The sequence below is a fragment of the Sulfitobacter sp. 1A13496 genome (genome assembly GCF_043557225.1).
GTDB lineage: Bacteria > Pseudomonadota > Alphaproteobacteria > Rhodobacterales > Rhodobacteraceae > Sulfitobacter > Sulfitobacter faviae.
Map to the genome: position 1 here is coordinate 1 of NZ_JBIFFP010000001.1, position 19,067 is coordinate 19,067.

15 protein-coding genes and 1 rRNA gene are annotated in these 19,067 nt (G+C 60.6%); 15 read left to right on the forward strand and 1 reads right to left on the reverse strand.

From position 1 onward, the window contains the following. The 12 genes from rrf to ACGYLX_RS00060 form a co-directional block, all read left to right on the forward strand. Nucleotides 1-102: ribosomal RNA gene (gene rrf, locus ACGYLX_RS00005) — 5S ribosomal RNA — on the forward strand; the annotation flags it as partial. 443 nt (nucleotides 103-545) lie between these two features. Continuing rightward, complete coding sequence (locus tag ACGYLX_RS00010; protein ID WP_394446638.1) at nucleotides 546-905, forward strand: hypothetical protein; 360 nt, start codon at nucleotides 546-548, stop codon at nucleotides 903-905. 76 nt (nucleotides 906-981) lie between these two features. Further along, entirely contained in the window at nucleotides 982-1,179 is a 198-nt protein-coding gene (gene secE / locus ACGYLX_RS00015) for a preprotein translocase subunit SecE (protein ID WP_007118815.1), read from the forward strand. Between the two features lie 208 nt (nucleotides 1,180-1,387). Further along, nucleotides 1,388-1,921 (forward strand): transcription termination/antitermination protein NusG, encoded by a 534-nt coding sequence (gene nusG / locus ACGYLX_RS00020; RefSeq protein ID WP_067264099.1) that lies wholly within the window; start codon nucleotides 1,388-1,390, stop codon nucleotides 1,919-1,921. Nucleotides 1,922-2,066: 145 nt separating this feature from the next. Further along, entirely contained in the window at nucleotides 2,067-2,492 is a 426-nt protein-coding gene (gene rplK / locus ACGYLX_RS00025; RefSeq protein ID WP_067622128.1) for a 50S ribosomal protein L11, read from the forward strand. A gap of 1 nt (nucleotide 2,493) precedes the next feature. Continuing rightward, nucleotides 2,494-3,192, forward strand: coding sequence for a 50S ribosomal protein L1 (gene rplA / locus ACGYLX_RS00030; protein ID WP_168612833.1), 699 nt, complete (start codon nucleotides 2,494-2,496; stop codon nucleotides 3,190-3,192). 272 nt (nucleotides 3,193-3,464) lie between these two features. Further along, nucleotides 3,465-3,980 (forward strand): 50S ribosomal protein L10, encoded by a 516-nt coding sequence (rplJ, locus tag ACGYLX_RS00035; protein ID WP_067267943.1) that lies wholly within the window; start codon nucleotides 3,465-3,467, stop codon nucleotides 3,978-3,980. Between the two features lie 74 nt (nucleotides 3,981-4,054). Further along, nucleotides 4,055-4,426: a 50S ribosomal protein L7/L12 gene (rplL, locus tag ACGYLX_RS00040; RefSeq protein WP_067267945.1), complete on the forward strand. Its 372-nt coding sequence runs from the start codon at nucleotides 4,055-4,057 to the stop codon at nucleotides 4,424-4,426. Nucleotides 4,427-4,669: 243 nt separating this feature from the next. Then, nucleotides 4,670-8,806, forward strand: a complete 4,137-nt coding sequence (rpoB, locus tag ACGYLX_RS00045; RefSeq protein WP_168612832.1) for a DNA-directed RNA polymerase subunit beta — start codon at nucleotides 4,670-4,672, stop codon at nucleotides 8,804-8,806. 94 nt (nucleotides 8,807-8,900) lie between these two features. After that, nucleotides 8,901-13,151: a DNA-directed RNA polymerase subunit beta' gene (rpoC, locus tag ACGYLX_RS00050; protein WP_394446640.1), complete on the forward strand. Its 4,251-nt coding sequence runs from the start codon at nucleotides 8,901-8,903 to the stop codon at nucleotides 13,149-13,151. A 182-nt stretch (nucleotides 13,152-13,333) separates the two neighbouring features. Then, complete coding sequence (locus ACGYLX_RS00055) at nucleotides 13,334-13,738, forward strand: two-component system response regulator (protein ID WP_067267950.1); 405 nt, start codon at nucleotides 13,334-13,336, stop codon at nucleotides 13,736-13,738. A gap of 113 nt (nucleotides 13,739-13,851) precedes the next feature. Then, nucleotides 13,852-14,739, forward strand: coding sequence for a DMT family transporter (locus ACGYLX_RS00060; protein WP_168613255.1), 888 nt, complete (start codon nucleotides 13,852-13,854; stop codon nucleotides 14,737-14,739). Here the strand turns inward: ACGYLX_RS00060 and ACGYLX_RS00065 are convergent. Beyond that, complete coding sequence (locus ACGYLX_RS00065) at nucleotides 14,712-15,515, reverse strand: putative rhamnosyl transferase (RefSeq protein ID WP_168613254.1); 804 nt, start codon at nucleotides 15,513-15,515, stop codon at nucleotides 14,712-14,714. The genes ACGYLX_RS00060 and ACGYLX_RS00065 overlap by 28 nt on opposite strands. Before the next feature lie 401 nt (nucleotides 15,516-15,916). Here ACGYLX_RS00065 and rpsL point away from each other — a divergent pair, with 401 nt between their 5' ends. The 3 genes from rpsL to fusA all read left to right on the forward strand — a co-directional run bounded on the left by rpsL (nucleotide 15,917) and on the right by fusA (nucleotide 19,038). Beyond that, a complete protein-coding gene (rpsL, locus tag ACGYLX_RS00070; RefSeq protein ID WP_007118826.1) occupies nucleotides 15,917-16,288 on the forward strand; it encodes a 30S ribosomal protein S12 in 372 nt (123 codons plus the stop codon). A gap of 87 nt (nucleotides 16,289-16,375) precedes the next feature. Beyond that, nucleotides 16,376-16,846 (forward strand): 30S ribosomal protein S7, encoded by a 471-nt coding sequence (rpsG, locus tag ACGYLX_RS00075; protein WP_067267956.1) that lies wholly within the window; start codon nucleotides 16,376-16,378, stop codon nucleotides 16,844-16,846. Nucleotides 16,847-16,911: 65 nt separating this feature from the next. Next, the gene (gene fusA, locus ACGYLX_RS00080) at nucleotides 16,912-19,038 is read left to right on the forward strand and encodes an elongation factor G (protein WP_168613253.1); all 2,127 of its coding nucleotides are present in this window, start codon (nucleotides 16,912-16,914) and stop codon (nucleotides 19,036-19,038) included. Nucleotides 19,039-19,067 lie beyond the last annotated feature (29 nt).

Sequence of the window (19,067 nt, forward strand, 5' to 3'; positions counted from 1 at the left end):
GCGCGAGCAAAACACCTGGTCCCATCCCGAACCCAGCCGTTAAGTGCCGTAGCGCCGATGGTACTGCGTCTTAAGACGTGGGAGAGTAGGTCATCGCCAAACCTAATAAGTTCCTAGACTATAGTATCTCTCTACGATGATCAGAATAACAAAACCGCCGCAGCTCAAAGCTGCGGCGGTTTTGCGTTTGGGGGGGGAAGTGATGCCCAATAACTGTCTATTTTCCGCCCTTCACTTGGCGCAATGAATCAGTAACTCTTTCGCAACTGCGTAGAGAGACTGATATGACGCCCCCCATTGATAAGGCTGCCCCTTCTTCGTCCGAGCTGGACCCCGCCGCGATGTCTGCGATTCGGAATCTCATGGCAGATACGGAGAGTGTTCCGGACCCACGCGCCGGTTCGGGCACGGCAGAGCCCCCGGTGGCCCCTCGGCGGCCGGGGCGCGTGGCTTTTCCGGACTTGCCGGAACCGGAAGCCGTAGAAGTTGATATCAGGAAGCCATCGCGCCGTAAGCGTGCCGCGAAACGTCCTCCGGCCCGGGCAGTGATCCTCAGCCTTCTGGCACTGGCGGTGGTTCTGCGCCCTTGGTTGGTGTTCGGCGTGCTATTCATCACCGTGTTTATCGTGTTGGGGGTCTTCCTCGCCCTCGGTTATGACGGATTTTGGCAGCGGGCGATGGCGCTTGGGCGCTGGTATGCAGCGCGGCGGCCGGAGCGTGCGGCGGCGCTTCATGCGCGGTTGGATGCTTTCGCGATAAAATGGGACGCCGTGCTTGACCGTTTCCCCGAAGGCACCGTCGACGGGCTGTATCTTCCTGACTTTGGCGAGATGGCAGCGGCTGAAGCGCGGCACGACGCGGCGCTTGACCGCCGGTTCGATCGTCTGCGCGACCCGGAAGCCTGAGGCGCGCGCGAAGACGTCTTGAAACTAGGGGGCGGACCCGTTACATCCGCCCAATCGGGCAACAGGGAAAGATGTCATGGCCACCACCAATCCGCTTCAGTTCATCCAGCAGGTTCGCACCGAAGTTGCAAAGGTTGTTTGGCCGACAAAGCGCGAAGTGATGCTGACCACGGTGATGGTCTTTATCCTCGCCGCGCTGACAGCTGTTTTCTTTGCAATTGTCGATATCCTGATCCGCGGCGGCTTGCAGCAGATCCTTGGGATGTTCGGCTGAGCACCGCCCGCATGGGTGATTTTATCTTTACACCCTTGAAACCTGCGTCTGCGCGGGCTATTGCGCAGACCTGACCTGAAAAGGGCGTGCGGCGATTCGAGTTGCGCGCCGATTTTTTGTTCAGATGTTGCGGGGGCTTTGCCCCCGTGTTGATTGACGAATTTCATGCCGGGGCAGCCCGCATGGCAAGACAGGGACCAGAGTTCAGATGGCAAAACGGTGGTATTCGGTCAGTGTCCTGTCGAACTTCGAAAAGAAGATCGCCGAGCAGATCCGCGCGTCCGTGGCCGAGCAGGAACTTGAAGACCAGATCGACGAAGTGCTGGTGCCCACCGAAGAGGTGATCGAGGTCCGGCGCGGCAAGAAGGTGACAACCGAGCGTCGCTTCATGCCCGGCTATGTGCTGGTGCATATGGAAATGTCCGACGCAGGCTATCACCTGATCAACTCGATCAACCGCGTCACCGGGTTCCTTGGCCCGCAGGGCCGCCCGATGCCGATGCGCGATGCCGAGGTTCAGGCGATCCTGGGTCGCGTGCAGGAAGGCGAAGAAGCGCCGCGCACGCTGATCCACTTCGAGGTCGGTGAGAAAGTCAAAGTCGCCGATGGTCCTTTCGAGGATTTCGACGGCATGATCGAAGAGGTCGACGACGAGAACCAGCGTCTCAAGGTCTCGGTCTCGATCTTTGGCCGGGAGACCCCGGTCGAATTGGAATTCACTCAGGTCAACAAACAGGTCTGAGTGTGCGGCGGGGTTTGCCTCGCCATCCCGGCACCCGAGGGAGCCGGTCATTGTGGGAGGGAAGGGGCGCCGCGGCGCCTAGGCCCGGACCACGCAACGAAGAACCCGCGGGGCGCGCCCCAAGGGTGTTGAAAGGAGAAGGCCAATGGCCAAGAAACTCGTCGGTACGATGAAGTTGCAAGTTAAAGCGGGTCAAGCAAACCCGTCCCCGCCCGTGGGTCCCGCCCTCGGTCAACGCGGCATCAACATCATGGAATTCTGCAAGGCGTTCAACGCCAAGACCGCAGATATGGAGCCGGGCGCACCGTGCCCCACCGTGATCAGCTACTATCAGGACAAGTCCTTCACCATGGACATCAAGACGCCCCCGGCGTCCTACTACCTGAAGAAAGCTGCCAAGGTAAACTCCGGCGCGAAAACGCCCTCGCGTGAAACCGTCGGCACCGTGACCACCAAGCAGCTGCGAGAGATCGCAGAAGCAAAAGCCGCCGACCTGTCCGCGAACGACGTGGAAGCGGCGATGAAAATCATCCTGGGCTCCGCCCGGTCCATGGGCATCGAGGTGAAGTAAGATGGCAAAACTTGGAAAACGCACCCGCGCCGCCCGTGAAGCTTTTGCTGGCAAAGAAGAGATCACCGTTGAAGAAGCGGTAAGCCTCATCAAAGCGAACGCCACCGCGAAGTTCGACGAAACCATCGAGATCGCGATGAACCTCGGTGTTGACCCGCGTCACGCAGACCAGATGGTCCGCGGCGTTGTCGGTCTGCCCAACGGCACCGGCAAAACCATGCGCGTTGCTGTCTTCGCCCGTGGCGCGAAGGCTGAAGAAGCCGAGAAGGCTGGCGCAGATATCGTTGGCGCAGAAGACCTGATGGAGACCGTGCAGTCCGGCAAGATCGACTTCGATCGTTGCATCGCGACACCCGACATGATGCCGATCGTTGGCCGTCTGGGTAAAGTGCTTGGTCCGCGCAACCTGATGCCGAACCCCAAGGTTGGCACCGTGACCATGGACGTCGCCGACGCCGTGAAAGCGGCCAAGGGTGGCGAAGTGCAGTTCAAAGCCGAAAAGGGCGGTGTCGTCCACGCAGGCGTTGGCAAACTGTCCTTCGACGAAGCCAAGCTGGTTGAGAACATCCGTGCCTTCGTCGGCGCCGTGTCCAAAGCCAAGCCGGCCGGTGCCAAGGGCACCTACATGAAAAAGATCAACCTGAGCTCCACAATGGGCCCGGGCGTGTCGGTCGCTGTCGAGAACGCGACTGCCGAGTGATCCCGTGGGGTGGGGGCGAGCCTCCCACCTTACGACCCGAGATTTGGCGGCTTCGGTCGCCAGATACGCAAGGACCAGAACATCGGTCCGCGCGTCTGTCCGAGACGGAGGGTTTGGGCCACGGCCTGAATAATTCCTTCCTGAGATGGGAAACCGGAAATTCCTGCCTTCGGGCGGTTTTGGCCGGGACCCTGACATTGGACCCGAATGGGGTGCAGAAGACCGCATCCTGAACTGAGCCGGGGGGCAACCCCCAAATTTGGAGTGAAACTGTGGATAGAGCACAAAAAGAACAGTTGGTCGACGAACTCGGCCAAATCTTTGAAAGCTCTGGCGTCGTTGTGGTTAGCCACTACGTCGGTTTGACAGTTGCCGAAATGCAGGACCTTCGGGCGCGCGCACGCGCAGCCGGTGGGGCCGTGCGTGTTGCCAAAAACAGGCTCGCCAAGATCGCCCTTGAGGGCAAGCCATGCGAAAGCATTGCTGACCTTCTGACGGGTATGACCGTTCTGACCTACTCTGAGGATCCTGTGGCCGCGGCCAAGGTTGCTCAGGAGTTCGCCAAGGAAAACAGCAAGCTTGTTATCCTCGGCGGCGCAATGGGTGAGAACGCGTTGGACGCCGCCGGTGTCGAAGCCGTGTCGAAAATGCCTTCGCGCGAGGAGCTTATCTCCTCCATCGCGGGCATGCTCGGCGCACCTGCTTCGAACATCGCCGGGGCCATTGGCGCACCTGCAAGCAACATCGCATCCATCTTGTCCACCATCGAGGACAAGGCGGCTGCGTAAGGCAAATCGTCAAACTGGCGCACGGGTTGAACACGCGCGTTGGAACACACATATCGTAACGGAAAGAGCTAAACATGGCTGATCTGAAAAAACTGGCAGAAGACATCGTTGGTCTGACTCTGCTTGAAGCACAAGAACTGAAAACCATCCTGAAAGACGAGTACGGCATCGAGCCCGCCGCTGGCGGCGCAGTGATGATGGCCGGCCCTGCTGAAGGTGGCGCTGCCGAAGAAGAAAAGACCGAATTCGACGTCGTTCTGAAGAACGCCGGCGCATCCAAGATCAACGTGATCAAGGAAGTCCGCGGCATCACAGGTCTCGGCCTGAAAGAAGCCAAAGACCTGGTCGAAGCCGGTGGCAAGATCAAAGAAGGCGTCGACAAAGCCGAAGCCGAAGACATCAAAGGCAAGCTGGAAGCAGCTGGCGCCGAAGTCGAGCTGGCCTAAGCCAGAGGTGCGTGTTCTCACGCACTACGCATGAACGAGGGCTGGACGGGAATTTTCCTGTCCAGCCTGACCTGTTTTGACGAATGTTCCCCGCGGGAGCATTTCTCTGGAGAGGTCCAAGGTCGGAAGGGGTGCAGTGGGACGCATTCCAAGAATTGACCCGGATTTTCCGCTCTTATGGGCGCGCACCACGGCCCCGGTGGTTGATGCGCTCGGCGAGAGACACGAAAGGTGACACGACACATGGCACAATCCTTCCTTGGCCAGAAACGTCTGCGTAAATATTACGGCAAGATCCGCGAAGTGCTGGAGATGCCGAACCTCATCGAGGTTCAGAAATCCTCCTATGATCTGTTCCTGAATTCCGGCGACGCCGAGACCCCCACCGATGGTGAGGGGATCACGGGCGTTTTCCAGTCGGTCTTCCCGATCAAGGACTTTAACGAGACTTCGGTACTCGAATACGTCAAGTACGAGCTAGAAAAGCCCAAGTACGACGTTGAAGAATGCCAGCAGCGCGACATGACCTATAGCGCGCCGCTGAAAGTGACCCTGCGCCTCATCGTGTTCGATGTGGACGAGGACACTGGTGCCAAGTCCGTCAAGGACATCAAGGAACAAGACGTCTTCATGGGCGACATGCCCCTGATGACCCCGAACGGCACCTTCGTCGTCAACGGCACCGAGCGTGTGATCGTCTCCCAGATGCACCGCTCCCCGGGCGTGTTCTTTGACCACGACAAGGGCAAGACCCACTCCTCGGGCAAGCTGCTCTTCGCCTGCCGCATTATTCCCTACCGCGGCTCCTGGCTGGACTTCGAGTTCGACGCCAAGGACATCGTCTATGCCCGCATCGACCGTCGCCGCAAGCTGCCGGTGACGACCCTGCTCTATGCCCTGGGGCTGGACCAAGAAGGCATCATGAATGCCTATTACAACACCGTCACCTTCAAGCTGGAGAAGAACAAGGGTTGGGTTGCGCCCTTCTTCCCCGACCGCGTGCGCGGCACCCGTCCGACCTACGATCTGATCGACGCCAACACCGGCGAGATCCTTTTCGAGGCCGGCAAGAAGGTTACCCCCCGTGCCGTCAAGAAGCTCTTGGACGAAGGCAAGGTCAAGGAACTGCTCCTGCCCTTCGACCACATCGTTGGCAAGTTCGTCGCGCGTGACATCATCAACGAAGAAACCGGCGCGATCTACGTCGAGGCCGGTGACGAGCTGACGCTGGAATACGACAAGGACGGTACGCTGATCGGCGGCACCGCGAAGGAGCTGATCGACGCGGGCATCACCGAGATTCCGCTGCTGGACATCGACAACGTCAACGTCGGTCCCTACATGCGCAACACCATGGCGATGGACAAGAACATGAACCGCGACACCGCGCTCATGGACATCTACCGCGTCATGCGTCCGGGCGAGCCGCCCACCGTCGAGGCCGCCTCGGCGCTCTTCGACACGCTGTTCTTCGATAGCGAGCGTTACGACCTCTCGGCCGTGGGCCGCGTGAAGATGAACATGCGTCTGGCGCTCGACAAGCCCGACACGCAGCGCACGCTGGACCGTGACGACATCGTCGCCTGCATCAAGGCGCTGGTGGACCTGCGCGATGGCCGTGGCGACATCGACGACATCGACCACCTCGGCAACCGCCGTGTGCGCTCGGTCGGCGAGCTGATGGAAAACCAGTACCGCGTCGGCCTGCTGCGCATGGAGCGCGCGATCAAGGAGCGTATGTCCTCGGTCGAGATCGACACCGTGATGCCGCAGGACCTGATCAACGCCAAGCCCGCCGCGGCTGCGGTGCGTGAATTCTTCGGCTCCTCGCAGCTGTCACAGTTCATGGACCAGACCAACCCGCTGTCGGAAGTGACGCACAAGCGTCGTCTCTCGGCGCTTGGGCCGGGCGGTTTGACACGTGAGCGTGCGGGCTTTGAAGTGCGCGACGTGCACCCGACCCACTATGGCCGGATGTGCCCGATTGAGACGCCGGAAGGTCCGAACATTGGTCTGATCAACTCGCTGGCCACCTTTGCCCGCGTGAACAAATACGGCTTCATCGAAACGCCTTACCGCGTTGTGAAGGACAGCAAGGTCACCGATGAGGTGCACTATATGTCCGCGACCGAGGAAATGCGTCACACCGTGGCGCAGGCCAACGCCAACCTCGACGACGACATGAAGTTCGTGAACGAGATGGTCTCGACCCGTCAGTCCGGTGACTACACGCTGGCGCCGACCGAGAACGTGGACCTGATCGACGTGAGCCCGAAGCAGTTGGTCTCGGTCGCCGCATCGTTGATCCCGTTCCTCGAAAACGACGACGCCAACCGCGCTCTTATGGGCTCGAACATGCAACGTCAGGCGGTTCCGCTTCTGCAAGCCGAGGCGCCGCTCGTCGGTACCGGCATCGAAGAAGTCGTGGCACGCGACTCTGGCGCTGCCTACACGGCACGCCGCGCGGGTATCATCGACCAAGTCGATGCCTCCCGTATCGTGATCCGGGCCACAGAAGACCTCGAGTTGGGCGACGCGGGTGTGGACATCTACCGCATGCGCAAGTTCCAGCGTTCGAACCAGAACACCTGCATCAACCAGCGTCCGCTGGTGAAAGTGGGCGAGAAGGTCACAAAGGGTCAGGTCATCGCGGATGGTCCCTCCACCGACATGGGGGAACTGGCGCTCGGCAAGAACGTCGTCGTCGCCTTCATGCCGTGGAATGGTTACAACTACGAAGACTCCATCCTGATCTCCGAGCGGATTTCCCGCGACGACGTCTTCACCTCGATCCACATCGAGGAATTCGAAGTCGCCGCGCGTGACACGAAGCTTGGGCCGGAAGAGATCACCCGTGACATCCCGAACGTCGGCGAGGAAGCTCTGCGCAACCTCGACGAAGCCGGTATCGTTTACATCGGTGCGGACGTGGAGCCGGGCGATATCCTCGTCGGCAAGATCACTCCGAAGGGCGAAAGCCCGATGACGCCGGAAGAGAAGCTTCTGCGCGCCATCTTTGGTGAGAAAGCCTCGGACGTGCGCGACACCTCGCTGCGGGTAAAGCCGGGCGACTTCGGCACCGTCGTTGAGGTGCGCGTCTTCAACCGTCACGGCGTTGAGAAAGACGAGCGTGCGCTGCAGATTGAGCGTGAGGAAGTCGAACGTCTGGCCCGTGACCGGGACGACGAGCTGGCGATCCTCGACCGCAACATCTACGCGCGTCTCAAGGACATGATCCTCGGCAAGGTCGCCGTGAAAGGCCCGAAAGGCGTGAAGGCGAACAGCCAGATCACCGAGGAACTGCTGGAAACCCTGACCCGCGGTCAGTGGTGGCAGCTGGCCCTCGAGGACGAGGATGACGCGAAGATCGTCGAGGCCCTGAACGAGCAATACGAGATCCAGAAACGGACCTTGGATGCGCGTTTCGAGGACAAGGTCGAGAAGGTCCGCCGTGGCGACGACCTGCCCCCGGGCGTGATGAAGATGGTCAAGGTCTTCGTGGCGGTGAAGCGTAAGCTGCAGCCGGGCGACAAGATGGCCGGTCGTCACGGGAACAAGGGTGTGATCTCGAAAGTGGTGCCGATGGAGGACATGCCGTTCCTCGCCGATGGTACCCCGGTCGACTTCTGCCTCAACCCGCTCGGCGTGCCGTCGCGGATGAACGTCGGTCAGATCCTTGAGACGCATATGGGTTGGGCCGCACGCGGTCTGGGCCTGAACGTCGACGAGGCGCTGCAGGAATACCGCCGCTCGGGCGACCTGACGCCGGTGCGCGAAGCGATGCAGCTGGCCTATGGCGAGGATGTCTACGAAGAGGGCATCACCGGCATGGACGAGGATACGCTGCTGGAAGCGGCCGACAACGTCCGCCGCGGCGTGCCGATCGCCACGCCGGTCTTCGATGGCGCCAAGGAAGCGGACGTGAACGACAGCCTCAAGCGGGCCGGGTTCGACACCTCCGGTCAGTCGGTGCTCTTCGATGGTCGGACAGGCGAGCAGTTCGCGCGTCCGGTGACCGTCGGCGTGAAGTACCTGCTGAAGCTGCACCACCTGGTAGACGACAAGATCCACGCGCGTTCGACCGGGCCGTACTCCCTCGTCACACAGCAGCCGCTGGGTGGTAAGGCGCAGTTCGGTGGCCAGCGCTTCGGTGAGATGGAGGTCTGGGCTCTGGAAGCCTATGGCGCCGCCTACACCCTGCAGGAAATGCTGACCGTCAAGTCGGACGACGTCGCGGGCCGGACCAAGGTCTACGAAAGCATCGTCAAGGGCGAGGATAACTTCGAAGCGGGCATTCCGGAGAGCTTTAACGTTCTCGTCAAGGAAGTGCGCGGCCTCGGCCTGAATATGGAACTCCTGGATGCGGAGGAGGATGAGTGAGGCATAGACGGAATTTTTCAAAAATTCCGGGCCGTTTTCTTTCAAAGAAAACGGCACCCCTCACTCCCAACGCACCCCTTTCAAGGATTTGAAAATGAACCAGGAACTGACAAATAACCCGTTCAACCCGCTGACGCCGCAAAAAGCGTTTGACGAAATTAAGGTCTCTTTGGCCTCGCCCGAGCGGATCCTGAGCTGGTCCTTCGGTGAGATCAAGAAGCCGGAAACCATCAACTACCGCACGTTCAAGCCCGAGCGTGACGGCCTGTTCTGCGCGCGTATATTTGGCCCGATCAAAGACTACGAATGCCTCTGCGGCAAATATAAGCGCATGAAGTATCGCGGCGTCGTCTGCGAGAAATGCGGCGTCGAAGTCACGCTGCAAAAGGTCCGCCGTGAGCGCATGGGCCACATCGAGCTCGCCTCGCCGGTGGCCCACATCTGGTTCCTCAAATCGCTGCCCTCGCGCATCGGCCTGATGCTGGACATGACTCTGCGTGATCTGGAGCGCGTGCTCTACTTCGAAAACTACGTGGTGATCGAGCCGGGTCTCACCGATCTTCAATACGGTCAGATGATGACCGAAGAAGAATATATGGACGCGCAAGACGCCTATGGCATGGACGCTTTCACCGCCAACATCGGCGCCGAAGCGATCCGCGAGATGCTGGCGGCGATCGACCTTGAAGCTGAAGCCGAAAACCTGCGCGCCGATCTGAAAGAGGCGACAGGCGAGCTGAAGCCCAAGAAGATCATCAAGCGTCTGAAAGTGGTCGAGAGCTTCCTTGAGTCCGGCAACCGTCCGGAGTGGATGGTCATGACCGTGATCCCGGTCATCCCGCCCGAGCTGCGCCCGCTGGTGCCGCTGGACGGTGGCCGCTTCGCGACCTCCGACCTCAACGACCTGTACCGCCGCGTGATCAACCGGAACAACCGCTTGAAGCGTCTGATCGAACTGCGCGCGCCTGACATCATCGTGCGCAACGAAAAGCGGATGCTGCAGGAATCGGTCGACGCACTCTTCGACAACGGCCGCCGTGGCCGCGTCATCACCGGTGCCAACAAGCGCCCGTTGAAGTCGCTGTCGGACATGCTGAAAGGCAAACAGGGCCGCTTCCGTCAGAACCTTTTGGGTAAGCGTGTCGACTTTTCGGGCCGTTCGGTCATTGTGACCGGCCCGGAGTTGAAGCTGCACCAATGTGGTCTGCCCAAGAAGATGGCGCTCGAACTGTTCAAGCCGTTCATCTACTCGCGGCTCGAGGCCAAAGGTCTGTCCTCTACCGTGAAACAGGCCAAGAAGCTGGTCGAGAAAGAGCGCCCTGAGGTTTGGGATATTCTTGATGAGGTGATCCGTGAGCACCCCGTCATGCTCAACCGCGCGCCGACGCTGCACCGTCTGGGCATTCAGGCGTTCGAACCCGTCCTGATCGAAGGCAAGGCGATCCAGCTGCATCCGCTGGTATGCTCGGCCTTTAACGCCGACTTCGACGGTGACCAGATGGCCGTTCACGTCCCGCTCTCGCTGGAAGCCCAGTTGGAAGCGCGTGTTCTGATGATGTCCACGAACAACGTTCTGTCGCCTGCAAACGGCGCGCCGATCATTGTGCCGTCGCAGGATATGATCTTGGGTCTCTACTACACGACCCTTGAGCGTGAAGGCATGGTTGGCGAAGGCATGGTCTTCGGCTCCGTCGACGAGGTGCAACACGCCCTCGACGCCGGTGCGGTTCACCTGCACTCGAAAATCAAGGCGCGGATCAAACAGATCGACGCCGAAGGCAACGAAGTGATGATGCGCTTTGACACGACCCCCGGTCGTATCCGTCTTGGTGCGCTTCTGCCGCTGAACGCCAAAGCGCCGTTTGATCTGGTCAACCGTCTGCTGCGCAAGAAAGAAGTGCAGCAGGTCATCGACACCGTCTACCGTTACTGCGGTCAGAAAGAATCGGTCATCTTCTGTGACCAGATCATGACCATGGGTTTCCGCGAAGCTTTCAAAGCGGGCATCTCCTTCGGCAAAGACGACATGCTGATCCCCGACACCAAATGGCCGCTGGTTGAAGAAACCCGCGAGCAGGTGAAGGACTTTGAACAGCAGTATATGGACGGCCTGATCACTCAGGGCGAAAAGTACAACAAAGTCGTCGATGCATGGTCGAAGTGTAACGACAAGGTGACCGAAGCGATGATGGGCTCCATCTCCGCCGTGGCTCACCATGAGAACGGTTCCGAGAAAGAGCCGAACTCGGTCTACATGATGGCTCACTCCGGTGCTCGTGGCTCGGTCACGCAGATGAAACAGCTGGGCGGGATGCGCGGCCTGATGGCGAAGCCGAATGGCGACATCATCGAGACGCCGATTATCTCGAACTTTAAAGAAGGTCTGACCGTTCTCGAGTACTTCAACTCGACCCACGGTGCGCGGAAAGGTCTGTCGGATACCGCTCTGAAAACAGCGAACTCCGGTTACCTGACACGCCGTCTGGTGGACGTGGCGCAGGACTGCATCGTGCGCGAGCATGACTGCGGCACCGAAACCGCGATCACCGCCGAAGCGGCTGTCAACGATGGTGAGGTTGTCTCCTCGCTGGCCGAGCGTCTGCTGGGCCGTGTTGCGGCGGACGACATTCTGGTGCCCGGCACCGAGGATGTTCTGGTGCCCGCAGGCACGCTGATCGACGAGCGCATGTCGGATGCCATCGACGAGGCCGGGGTGCAGTCCGCACGGATCCGCAGCCCGCTGACCTGTGATGCCGAAGAGGGCGTCTGCGCCATGTGCTATGGCCGTGACCTCGCACGCGGCACGCTGGTCAACCAAGGTGAGGCCGTCGGCATCATCGCGGCTCAGTCGATTGGTGAACCCGGTACCCAGCTGACGATGCGGACCTTCCACATCGGCGGTGTTGCGCAGGGTGGTCAGCAGTCCTTCCTTGAGGCCAGCCAGTCGGGCAAGGTCGCTTTCGAGAACGCACAGACGCTTGAAAACAGCGCCGGTGAAGTGCTCGTCATGGGGCGGAACATGAAGCTGTTGATCGTCGATGAGAATGGCGAGGAGCGGGCCAGCCACAAGATCGGCTACGGCACCAAGCTGCACGTCAAAGAAGGCGACGACGTTGCACGCGGTGACAAGCTCTTCGAATGGGACCCTTACACCCTGCCGATCATCGCCGAGAAACCCGGTACGACCAAATACGTCGACCTGGTCTCGGGCATCGCGGTCAAGGAAGACACCGACGAAGCAACCGGCATGACCCAGAAGATCGTGATCGACTGGCGCGCGGCCCCCAAGGGCAACGAGCTTAAGCCCGAGATCATCTTGGTCGGTGAAGATGGCGAACCGGTCCGCAACGATGCGGGCAACCCGGTGACCTATCCGATGTCGGTCGATGCGGTTCTCTCTGTCGAAGACCAGACGCAGGTTCAGGCCGGTGACATCATCGCGCGTATCCCGCGTGAAGGTGCCAAGACCAAGGACATTACCGGTGGTCTGCCGCGTGTGGCCGAACTCTTTGAGGCACGTCGCCCCAAAGACCACGCCATCATCGCGGAAATCGACGGCTATGTCCGCTTTGGCAAGGACTACAAGAACAAGCGCCGCATCGCGATTGAAAGCTCGGATGATCCGGACGTGAAGGTTGAATACATGGTGCCCAAGGGGAAACACATCCCCGTGGCCGAAGGCGACTTCGTGCAGAAGGGCGACTACATCATGGATGGCAACCCCGCGCCGCACGACATCCTCGCGATCATGGGCGTCGAAGCCTTGGCCGAGTATATGATTGACGAGGTGCAGGACGTTTACCGCCTGCAGGGTGTGAAGATTAACGACAAACACATCGAAGTCATCGTCCGTCAGATGCTGCAGAAGTGGGAAATCCAAGAAAGCGGCGACACCACGCTGCTCAAGGGTGAACACGTCGACAAGCAGGAGTTCGATCAGGCCAACGAGAAGGCGCTCAAGAAAGGAGGCCGCCCCGCCAAGGGCGAACCGATCCTCTTGGGCATCACCAAGGCGTCGCTGCAAACCCGCAGCTTCATCTCGGCCGCCTCCTTCCAGGAAACCACGCGCGTGCTGACCGAAGCCTCGGTTCAGGGCAAGCGGGACAAGCTGGTCGGTCTGAAAGAGAACGTCATCGTGGGCCGTCTGATCCCCGCCGGGACCGGTGGCGCGACGCAGGCGATGCGCAAAGTGGCGACAGACCGCGACAACGTCGTGATCGAAGCACGCCGCGAAGAGGCCGAAGCCGCTGCCCGTCTGGCCGCGCCGGAAGCCTCTGTGGAGGACGACATCGTCGGTGGCGATGTGTTCAACACGCCGGTCGGTGACGACGAGAGCCGCGATTGATCGCAGCACCTTATTGAAAAACAAAAGCCCCCGCAGTGACGCTGCGGGGGCTTTTTTATGGGGTGGGCAAATGCCGCGGCCAGACTCTGCCCCGGGGGGGGCTGGTTTCTGAGGCCAAAGCCTTATATCCGCCACATAGTCCGAATAGGTTTGCAAAAGCTTAACCGTCGTAAGGTGCTTTGATGACGTCCCGCATTCTACATATCGACGACGACCCGATCGTTCTGGAACTGGTCAAGATGATCTTTTCCGACGACAGGTCGCTGAGCTTTGTCTCCTGTCTGAACGCCCGCGATGCGCTGGCGGTGGTCGATGATCTCAAGCCTGACCTGATCATCAGCGATATTTCCATGCCGGATATGGGCGGGTTGGAACTGGCCCATCGGTTTGGCGAGAATCCGGCCATCGCCGGGACGCCGATCATATTTCTCAGCGGGCGCACCCGCGATCTTGAGGTCTATGACGCCTTCCGCGATCTGGCGGCCACGGTGATGCAAAAGCCGGTCGAGCCGGGGTTGCTGCGAAGCACGGTGCGCAATCTGCTGGCCAGCCAGCAGCAGCCGGTGGCGCAGGCTTCGAACCAGTAGAGCGCGCCAATCTGGGGGGGGCGGGCCGCCGTTCTTGACAGCCCCCGTAGCCGCTGCCAGTCATTCGGGGGCGGCAGTGAAATAAGCCGCACCATTTTTCCCGGAGCGCTTTCATGTCCCCCAATACCATCGGCGCGCTGCTGATGATCGCCTCGATGGCCTGTTTCACGTTTAACGACACGCTGCTCAAAATGACCGACGGGGCGCTGCCCCTGTTTCAGCTGTTGTTCCTGCGCGGGGTGACAACCTCGGTGCTGATCTTGGCCCTCAGTCGGCAGCTTGGTCGGATCGATTTCCGGCTTCAAGCACGGGACTGGCAGGTCATCGGCCTGCGCTCGGTGGCCGAGATCGCGGCGGCTTATTTCTTTCTCACCGCGTTGTTCAACATGCCCTTGGCGAATGTCACCGCCATCCTCCAGGTCGTGCCGCTTTCGGTGACGCTCGCGGCAGCGCTGGTTTTCCGGCAGGCCGTGGGCTGGCGGCGTTTGGTCGCCATCGGCATTGGTTTCTGCGGCGTGCTGTTAATCGTCAAACCGGGGGCGGAAGGGTTCAATATCTGGTCGATCTACGTTTTGATCGCCGTGCTCTGCGTGACGGTCCGTGACCTGTCGACCCGTGCCTTGTCACCGGCGGTGCCCTCGATGACCGTGACCTTGGTGACCGCCCTGTCAGTGATGACGGCGGCGGGTTTGGCGTCGCTGAGCGCGCCTTGGGCGCCGGTAGCGCCCTCGGTCGCGGCGCTGATCGGCGGCTCAGGGGTCTTTGTGCTAGGCGGCTATTTCTTCTCGATCCAAGTGATGCGGGTGGGCGATATCGGCTTTATCGCGCCGTTTCGCTATACCGGCCTGCTCTGGGCGCTTTTGCTGGGCTGGGTCGTCTTTGGTGACTGGCCGGGGGCCTTGACCCTCATCGGCGCGGGGATCGTGGTGGCCACGGGGGTCTTCACCCTCTACCGCGAGCGGAAGTTGAAGGTTCAGGCCGAGAAGACGCGCCGCACCTGAGCTTGGTCGATGGCGAAACGCTCCTGAAACAGCGCGTCGCCTTCGGCATCCAGCGGGGCCACTTCCACATGCCGCGCGAGCCCCTGCCGCGAATCGTTCGAGCCGTTGTGGCTGCGCACGAACATCGCCGCATCGGGCAGGCTGACGCAGGGCATGAAGCGGGGCAGTTTCTCATGGGCGAAGTTCATAATGGTGACCGGGCTGCCGCCCTTCACATACATCGCCAGCGCCGCGACGTTCAGCGGGCGGTACACTTCGGCGGCGCGGATCCCCTGCGGGCCGAATTCCGCGATGTAGCCCTTGGGCCAGTCAAAGGCGACGGAGCGCTGGCCTTTCAGCAGACCCGCGCTTTGCGCGACCGTCTGGCGCAGCCGGGCGATGAAGTCGACCGAGACCGCGTCATCGTCGTCGTAGCGGAATTGCAGGCAGGGTTCGGCCGGGTTGATCCGCGCGGCGTTGAGCACCTCCTTCATCACCTCCCGATGATTGCGCGGCGGCTCACGGTGAATAACCGCCTGCGGCAGGTCGGCCAGCAGCGATTCGAGGCGTCGGGCGTGTTCGGTGGGAAACTGGTCTCCGATCACGAAGACCATGGAGAAATCCGGGTCGGTTTGCGCCTTGAGGCAGGGCAGGGCGACGGTTTCGAGCAGGCGGAAACGTTCTTCGAGCCGGGCCGCGTCATAGAGATAGGCGATGCGTTCCTCGGTGGTCTCGTGGCCGACCTGAAAGCCACCCAAGGCCGGGTAGGAAAAGCGGCAAAGGCCGATCGCTTGCATGGAGATTTCCTTCTGTCCTTCGCCGGACTATGGCGAGCGGGGCAGGGGCGTGGCAAGGGTGGAATGTGCCACCCGGGCCCGGAACCAAGCCGCAGGCGCCGGGCCATCACCCGGCAAACCTCCGCGACCCCACCGGGGCCCACCTGTTGACAGGCCCCGCGCAACGCTCTATACGCCCGCTATCTCGGAGGTGGAGGCCGCTCTGCCAGTCCGAATTCATAACTGAAGTGGTCACGATCCGGCCTACTACTGGCCCGATCCTCTGTTAACCCACCGCGTCGTTTTCCTCGGTACGGGAACGTTGCGGTCATTTTGCTTTGTGGACGCACGAAGTAGCCGAATTTAGCCGCATGGGGGATCCCCCGTGTACACAATCTGAGCGATACGGGGATATAACCGGAATGCCAACGATCCAACAGCTGATCCGCAAGCCGCGGCAGCCGAAAGTCAAACGTTCGAAATCCATGCACCTGCAGGAGTGCCCGCAAAAGCGCGGCGTCTGCACACGCGTGTACACCACCACACCGAAGAAGCCGAACTCGGCGATGCGTAAGGTTGCCAAGGTGCGCCTGACCAACGGGTTCGAAGTGATCTCCTACATCCCGGGTGAGAGCCACAACCTTCAGGAACACTCCGTGGTTCTGATCCGCGGCGGTCGTGTAAAAGACCTTCCGGGTGTGCGTTACCACATCCTGCGCGGTGTTCTTGATACGCAGGGCGTGAAAGACCGTAAGCAGCGTCGTTCGAAGTACGGCGCGAAGCGTCCGAAGTAATCTCGCACCGGTGGGGCCCGCCCCCGCCGATCCACCCGATGTTCGGTGGGGCAGCGCCCCACCACCCGCCAAGAGGAAGACACTGACATGTCACGCCGCCACGCCGCTGAAAAACGCGAAGTCCTGCCAGACGCCAAATACGGCGATCTGGTTCTCACCAAATTCATGAACAACCTGATGATCGACGGCAAGAAATCTGTCGCCGAGCGTATCGTCTACAACGCGATGACCCGCGTCGAAGACAAGATCAAGCGCGCGCCGATCGAAGTGTTCCACGAAGCGCTGGAAAACATCCAGCCTTCCGTCGAAGTGCGCTCGCGCCGCGTCGGCGGTGCCACCTATCAGGTGCCGGTCGAAGTGCGCCCCGAGCGTCGTCAGGCGCTGGCGATCCGCTGGTTGATCAAAGCCGCCCGTGCGCGTAACGAAAACACCATGGAAGAACGCCTTGCCGGCGAGCTGCTGGACGCTGTGCAGTCCCGTGGTACCGCTGTTAAAAAGCGCGAAGATACGCACAAGATGGCCGACGCGAACAAAGCGTTCAGCCACTACCGCTGGTAATTTCAACGTCGCGCCCGGTTTCGGGCGCGATCCGTTCGTACTGATATTTTCGAGGAAGCAGCCCCATGGCACGCGACTATCCGCTCCAACGCTACCGCAACTTCGGCATCATGGCTCACATCGATGCCGGTAAAACCACTTGTTCCGAACGCATCCTGTTCTACACCGGCAAAAGCCACAACATTGGTGAGGTGCATGACGGCGCCGCAACCATGGACTGGATGGAGCAGGAACAAGAGCGCGGCATCACCATTACCTCCGCCGCGACCACCACTTTCTGGCAGCGTCAGGAAGAGCCCACAGCCGATGCGACATCCGACACCAAGTTCCGGATGAACATCATCGACACCCCCGGCCACGTTGACTTCACCATCGAAGTTGAGCGTTCGCTGGCCGTTCTCGACGGCGCGGTTGCCGTTCTCGACGCCAACGCCGGTGTTGAGCCGCAGACCGAAACCGTCTGGCGTCAGGCTGACCGCTACAAGGTGCCGCGCATCGTTTTCGTCAACAAGATGGACAAGATCGGCGCGGACTTCTTCAACTGCGTGCACATGATCAAGGACCGCACAGGCGCCACGCCTGCTCCGATCCAGATCCCGATCGGTGCCGAGAACGAGCTGGAAGGCATCGTCGACCTCGTGACCATGAAAGAATGGGTCTGGGCCGGTGAAGACCTCGGTGCCGCCTGGGAACAGCGCGAAATCCGTGACAGCCTGAAAGCGACCGCCGACGAATGGCGTGCCAAGCTCATCGAGACCGCGGTCGAGATGGACGACGAGGCGATGGAAAACTACCTGATGGACGGCGCCGAGCCCGACGTCGACACCCTGCGCGACCTGATCCGCAAGGGTACTTTGGCCATCAAATTCATCCCCGTTCTCTGTGGTTCCGCCTTTAAGAACAAAGGTGTTCAGCCCCTCTTGAACGCCGTGATCGACTATCTCCCCAGCCCGCTGGACGTTGTCGACTACATGGGCTTCAAGCCGGGCGACGAGACCGAGACCCGCAACATCCCGCGCCGCGCGGATGACGACATGGCGTTCTCGGGCCTTGCGTTCAAAATCATGAACGACCCCTTCGTTGGCTCGCTGACCTTCACCCGTATCTACTCGGGCGTTCTGCGCAAGGGCGACACGCTTCTGAACTCCACCAAGGGTAAGAAAGAGCGCGTCGGTCGTATGATGATGATGCACTCCAACAACCGCGAGGAAATCGAAGAGGCCTTCGCGGGCGACATCATCGCGCTGGCGGGTCTCAAGGACACCACCACCGGTGACACGCTCTGCGCGCAGAACGATCCGGTCGTCCTCGAAACCATGACCTTCCCCGATCCGGTGATCGAGATCGCGGTCGAGCCGAAGACCAAGGCCGACCAGGAAAAGATGTCCGCAGGTCTGGCCCGTCTGGCCGCCGAAGACCCTTCCTTCCGCGTCGAGACCGATCTGGAATCCGGTCAGACCATCATGAAGGGCATGGGCGAACTTCACCTCGACATCCTCGTCGACCGTCTGAAGCGCGAATTCAAGGTCGAGGCGAACATCGGTGCGCCGCAGGTGGCCTATCGTGAGACGATCTCGAAAGAGGCCGAAATCACCTACACCCACAAGAAGCAGTCGGGTGGTTCGGGTCAGTTCGGTGAGGTCAAGATGATCCTGACGCCGACCGAGCCGGGCGAAGGTTACTCCTTCGAGAGCCGCATCGTCGGTGGTGCCATTCCCAAGGAATACATCCCGGGCGTGGAAAAGGGTATCAAGTCGGTTCTGGACTCCGGTCCGCTGGCGGGCTTCCCGGTCATCGACTTCAAAGTGGCCCTGATCGACGGTAAGTTCCACGACGTTGACTCCAGCGTTCTGGCCTTCGAAATCGCCGCCCGTATGGCGATGCGTGAAGGCATGAAGAAAGCTGGCGCCAAGCTGCTGGAACCGATCATGAAGGTCGAAGTTGTAACCCCGGAAGAATACACCGGTGGCATCATCGGTGACCTGACATCTCGTCGGGGCCAGGTGCAGGGTCAAGATACGCGCGGCAATGCCATCGCGATCGACGCCTTCGTGCCGCTGGCCAACATGTTCGGCTACATCAACACCCTGCGTTCGATGTCGTCGGGTCGTGCGAACTTCACCATGCAGTTCGACCACTACGAACCCGTGCCGCAGAACATCTCGGACGAGATTCAGGCCAAGTTCGCTTAAGGAAATCGGCGCGTGGGAAACTGCGCGCC

Coding starts and splice junctions, on each gene's coding strand:
- secE (WP_007118815.1), top strand. CDS start 982: ATGGCCACCACCAATCCGCTTCAGTTCATCCAGCAGGTTCGCACCGAA.
- nusG (WP_067264099.1), top strand. CDS start 1,388: ATGGCAAAACGGTGGTATTCGGTCAGTGTCCTGTCGAACTTCGAAAAG.
- rplK (WP_067622128.1), top strand. CDS start 2,067: ATGGCCAAGAAACTCGTCGGTACGATGAAGTTGCAAGTTAAAGCGGGT.
- rplA (WP_168612833.1), top strand. CDS start 2,494: ATGGCAAAACTTGGAAAACGCACCCGCGCCGCCCGTGAAGCTTTTGCT.
- rplL (WP_067267945.1), top strand. CDS start 4,055: ATGGCTGATCTGAAAAAACTGGCAGAAGACATCGTTGGTCTGACTCTG.
- rpoB (WP_168612832.1), top strand. CDS start 4,670: ATGGCACAATCCTTCCTTGGCCAGAAACGTCTGCGTAAATATTACGGC.
- rpoC (WP_394446640.1), top strand. CDS start 8,901: ATGAACCAGGAACTGACAAATAACCCGTTCAACCCGCTGACGCCGCAA.
- ACGYLX_RS00055 (WP_067267950.1), top strand. CDS start 13,334: ATGACGTCCCGCATTCTACATATCGACGACGACCCGATCGTTCTGGAA.
- ACGYLX_RS00060 (WP_168613255.1), top strand. CDS start 13,852: ATGTCCCCCAATACCATCGGCGCGCTGCTGATGATCGCCTCGATGGCC.
- ACGYLX_RS00065 (WP_168613254.1), bottom strand. CDS start 15,515: ATGCAAGCGATCGGCCTTTGCCGCTTTTCCTACCCGGCCTTGGGTGGC.
- rpsL (WP_007118826.1), top strand. CDS start 15,917: ATGCCAACGATCCAACAGCTGATCCGCAAGCCGCGGCAGCCGAAAGTC.
- rpsG (WP_067267956.1), top strand. CDS start 16,376: ATGTCACGCCGCCACGCCGCTGAAAAACGCGAAGTCCTGCCAGACGCC.
- fusA (WP_168613253.1), top strand. CDS start 16,912: ATGGCACGCGACTATCCGCTCCAACGCTACCGCAACTTCGGCATCATG.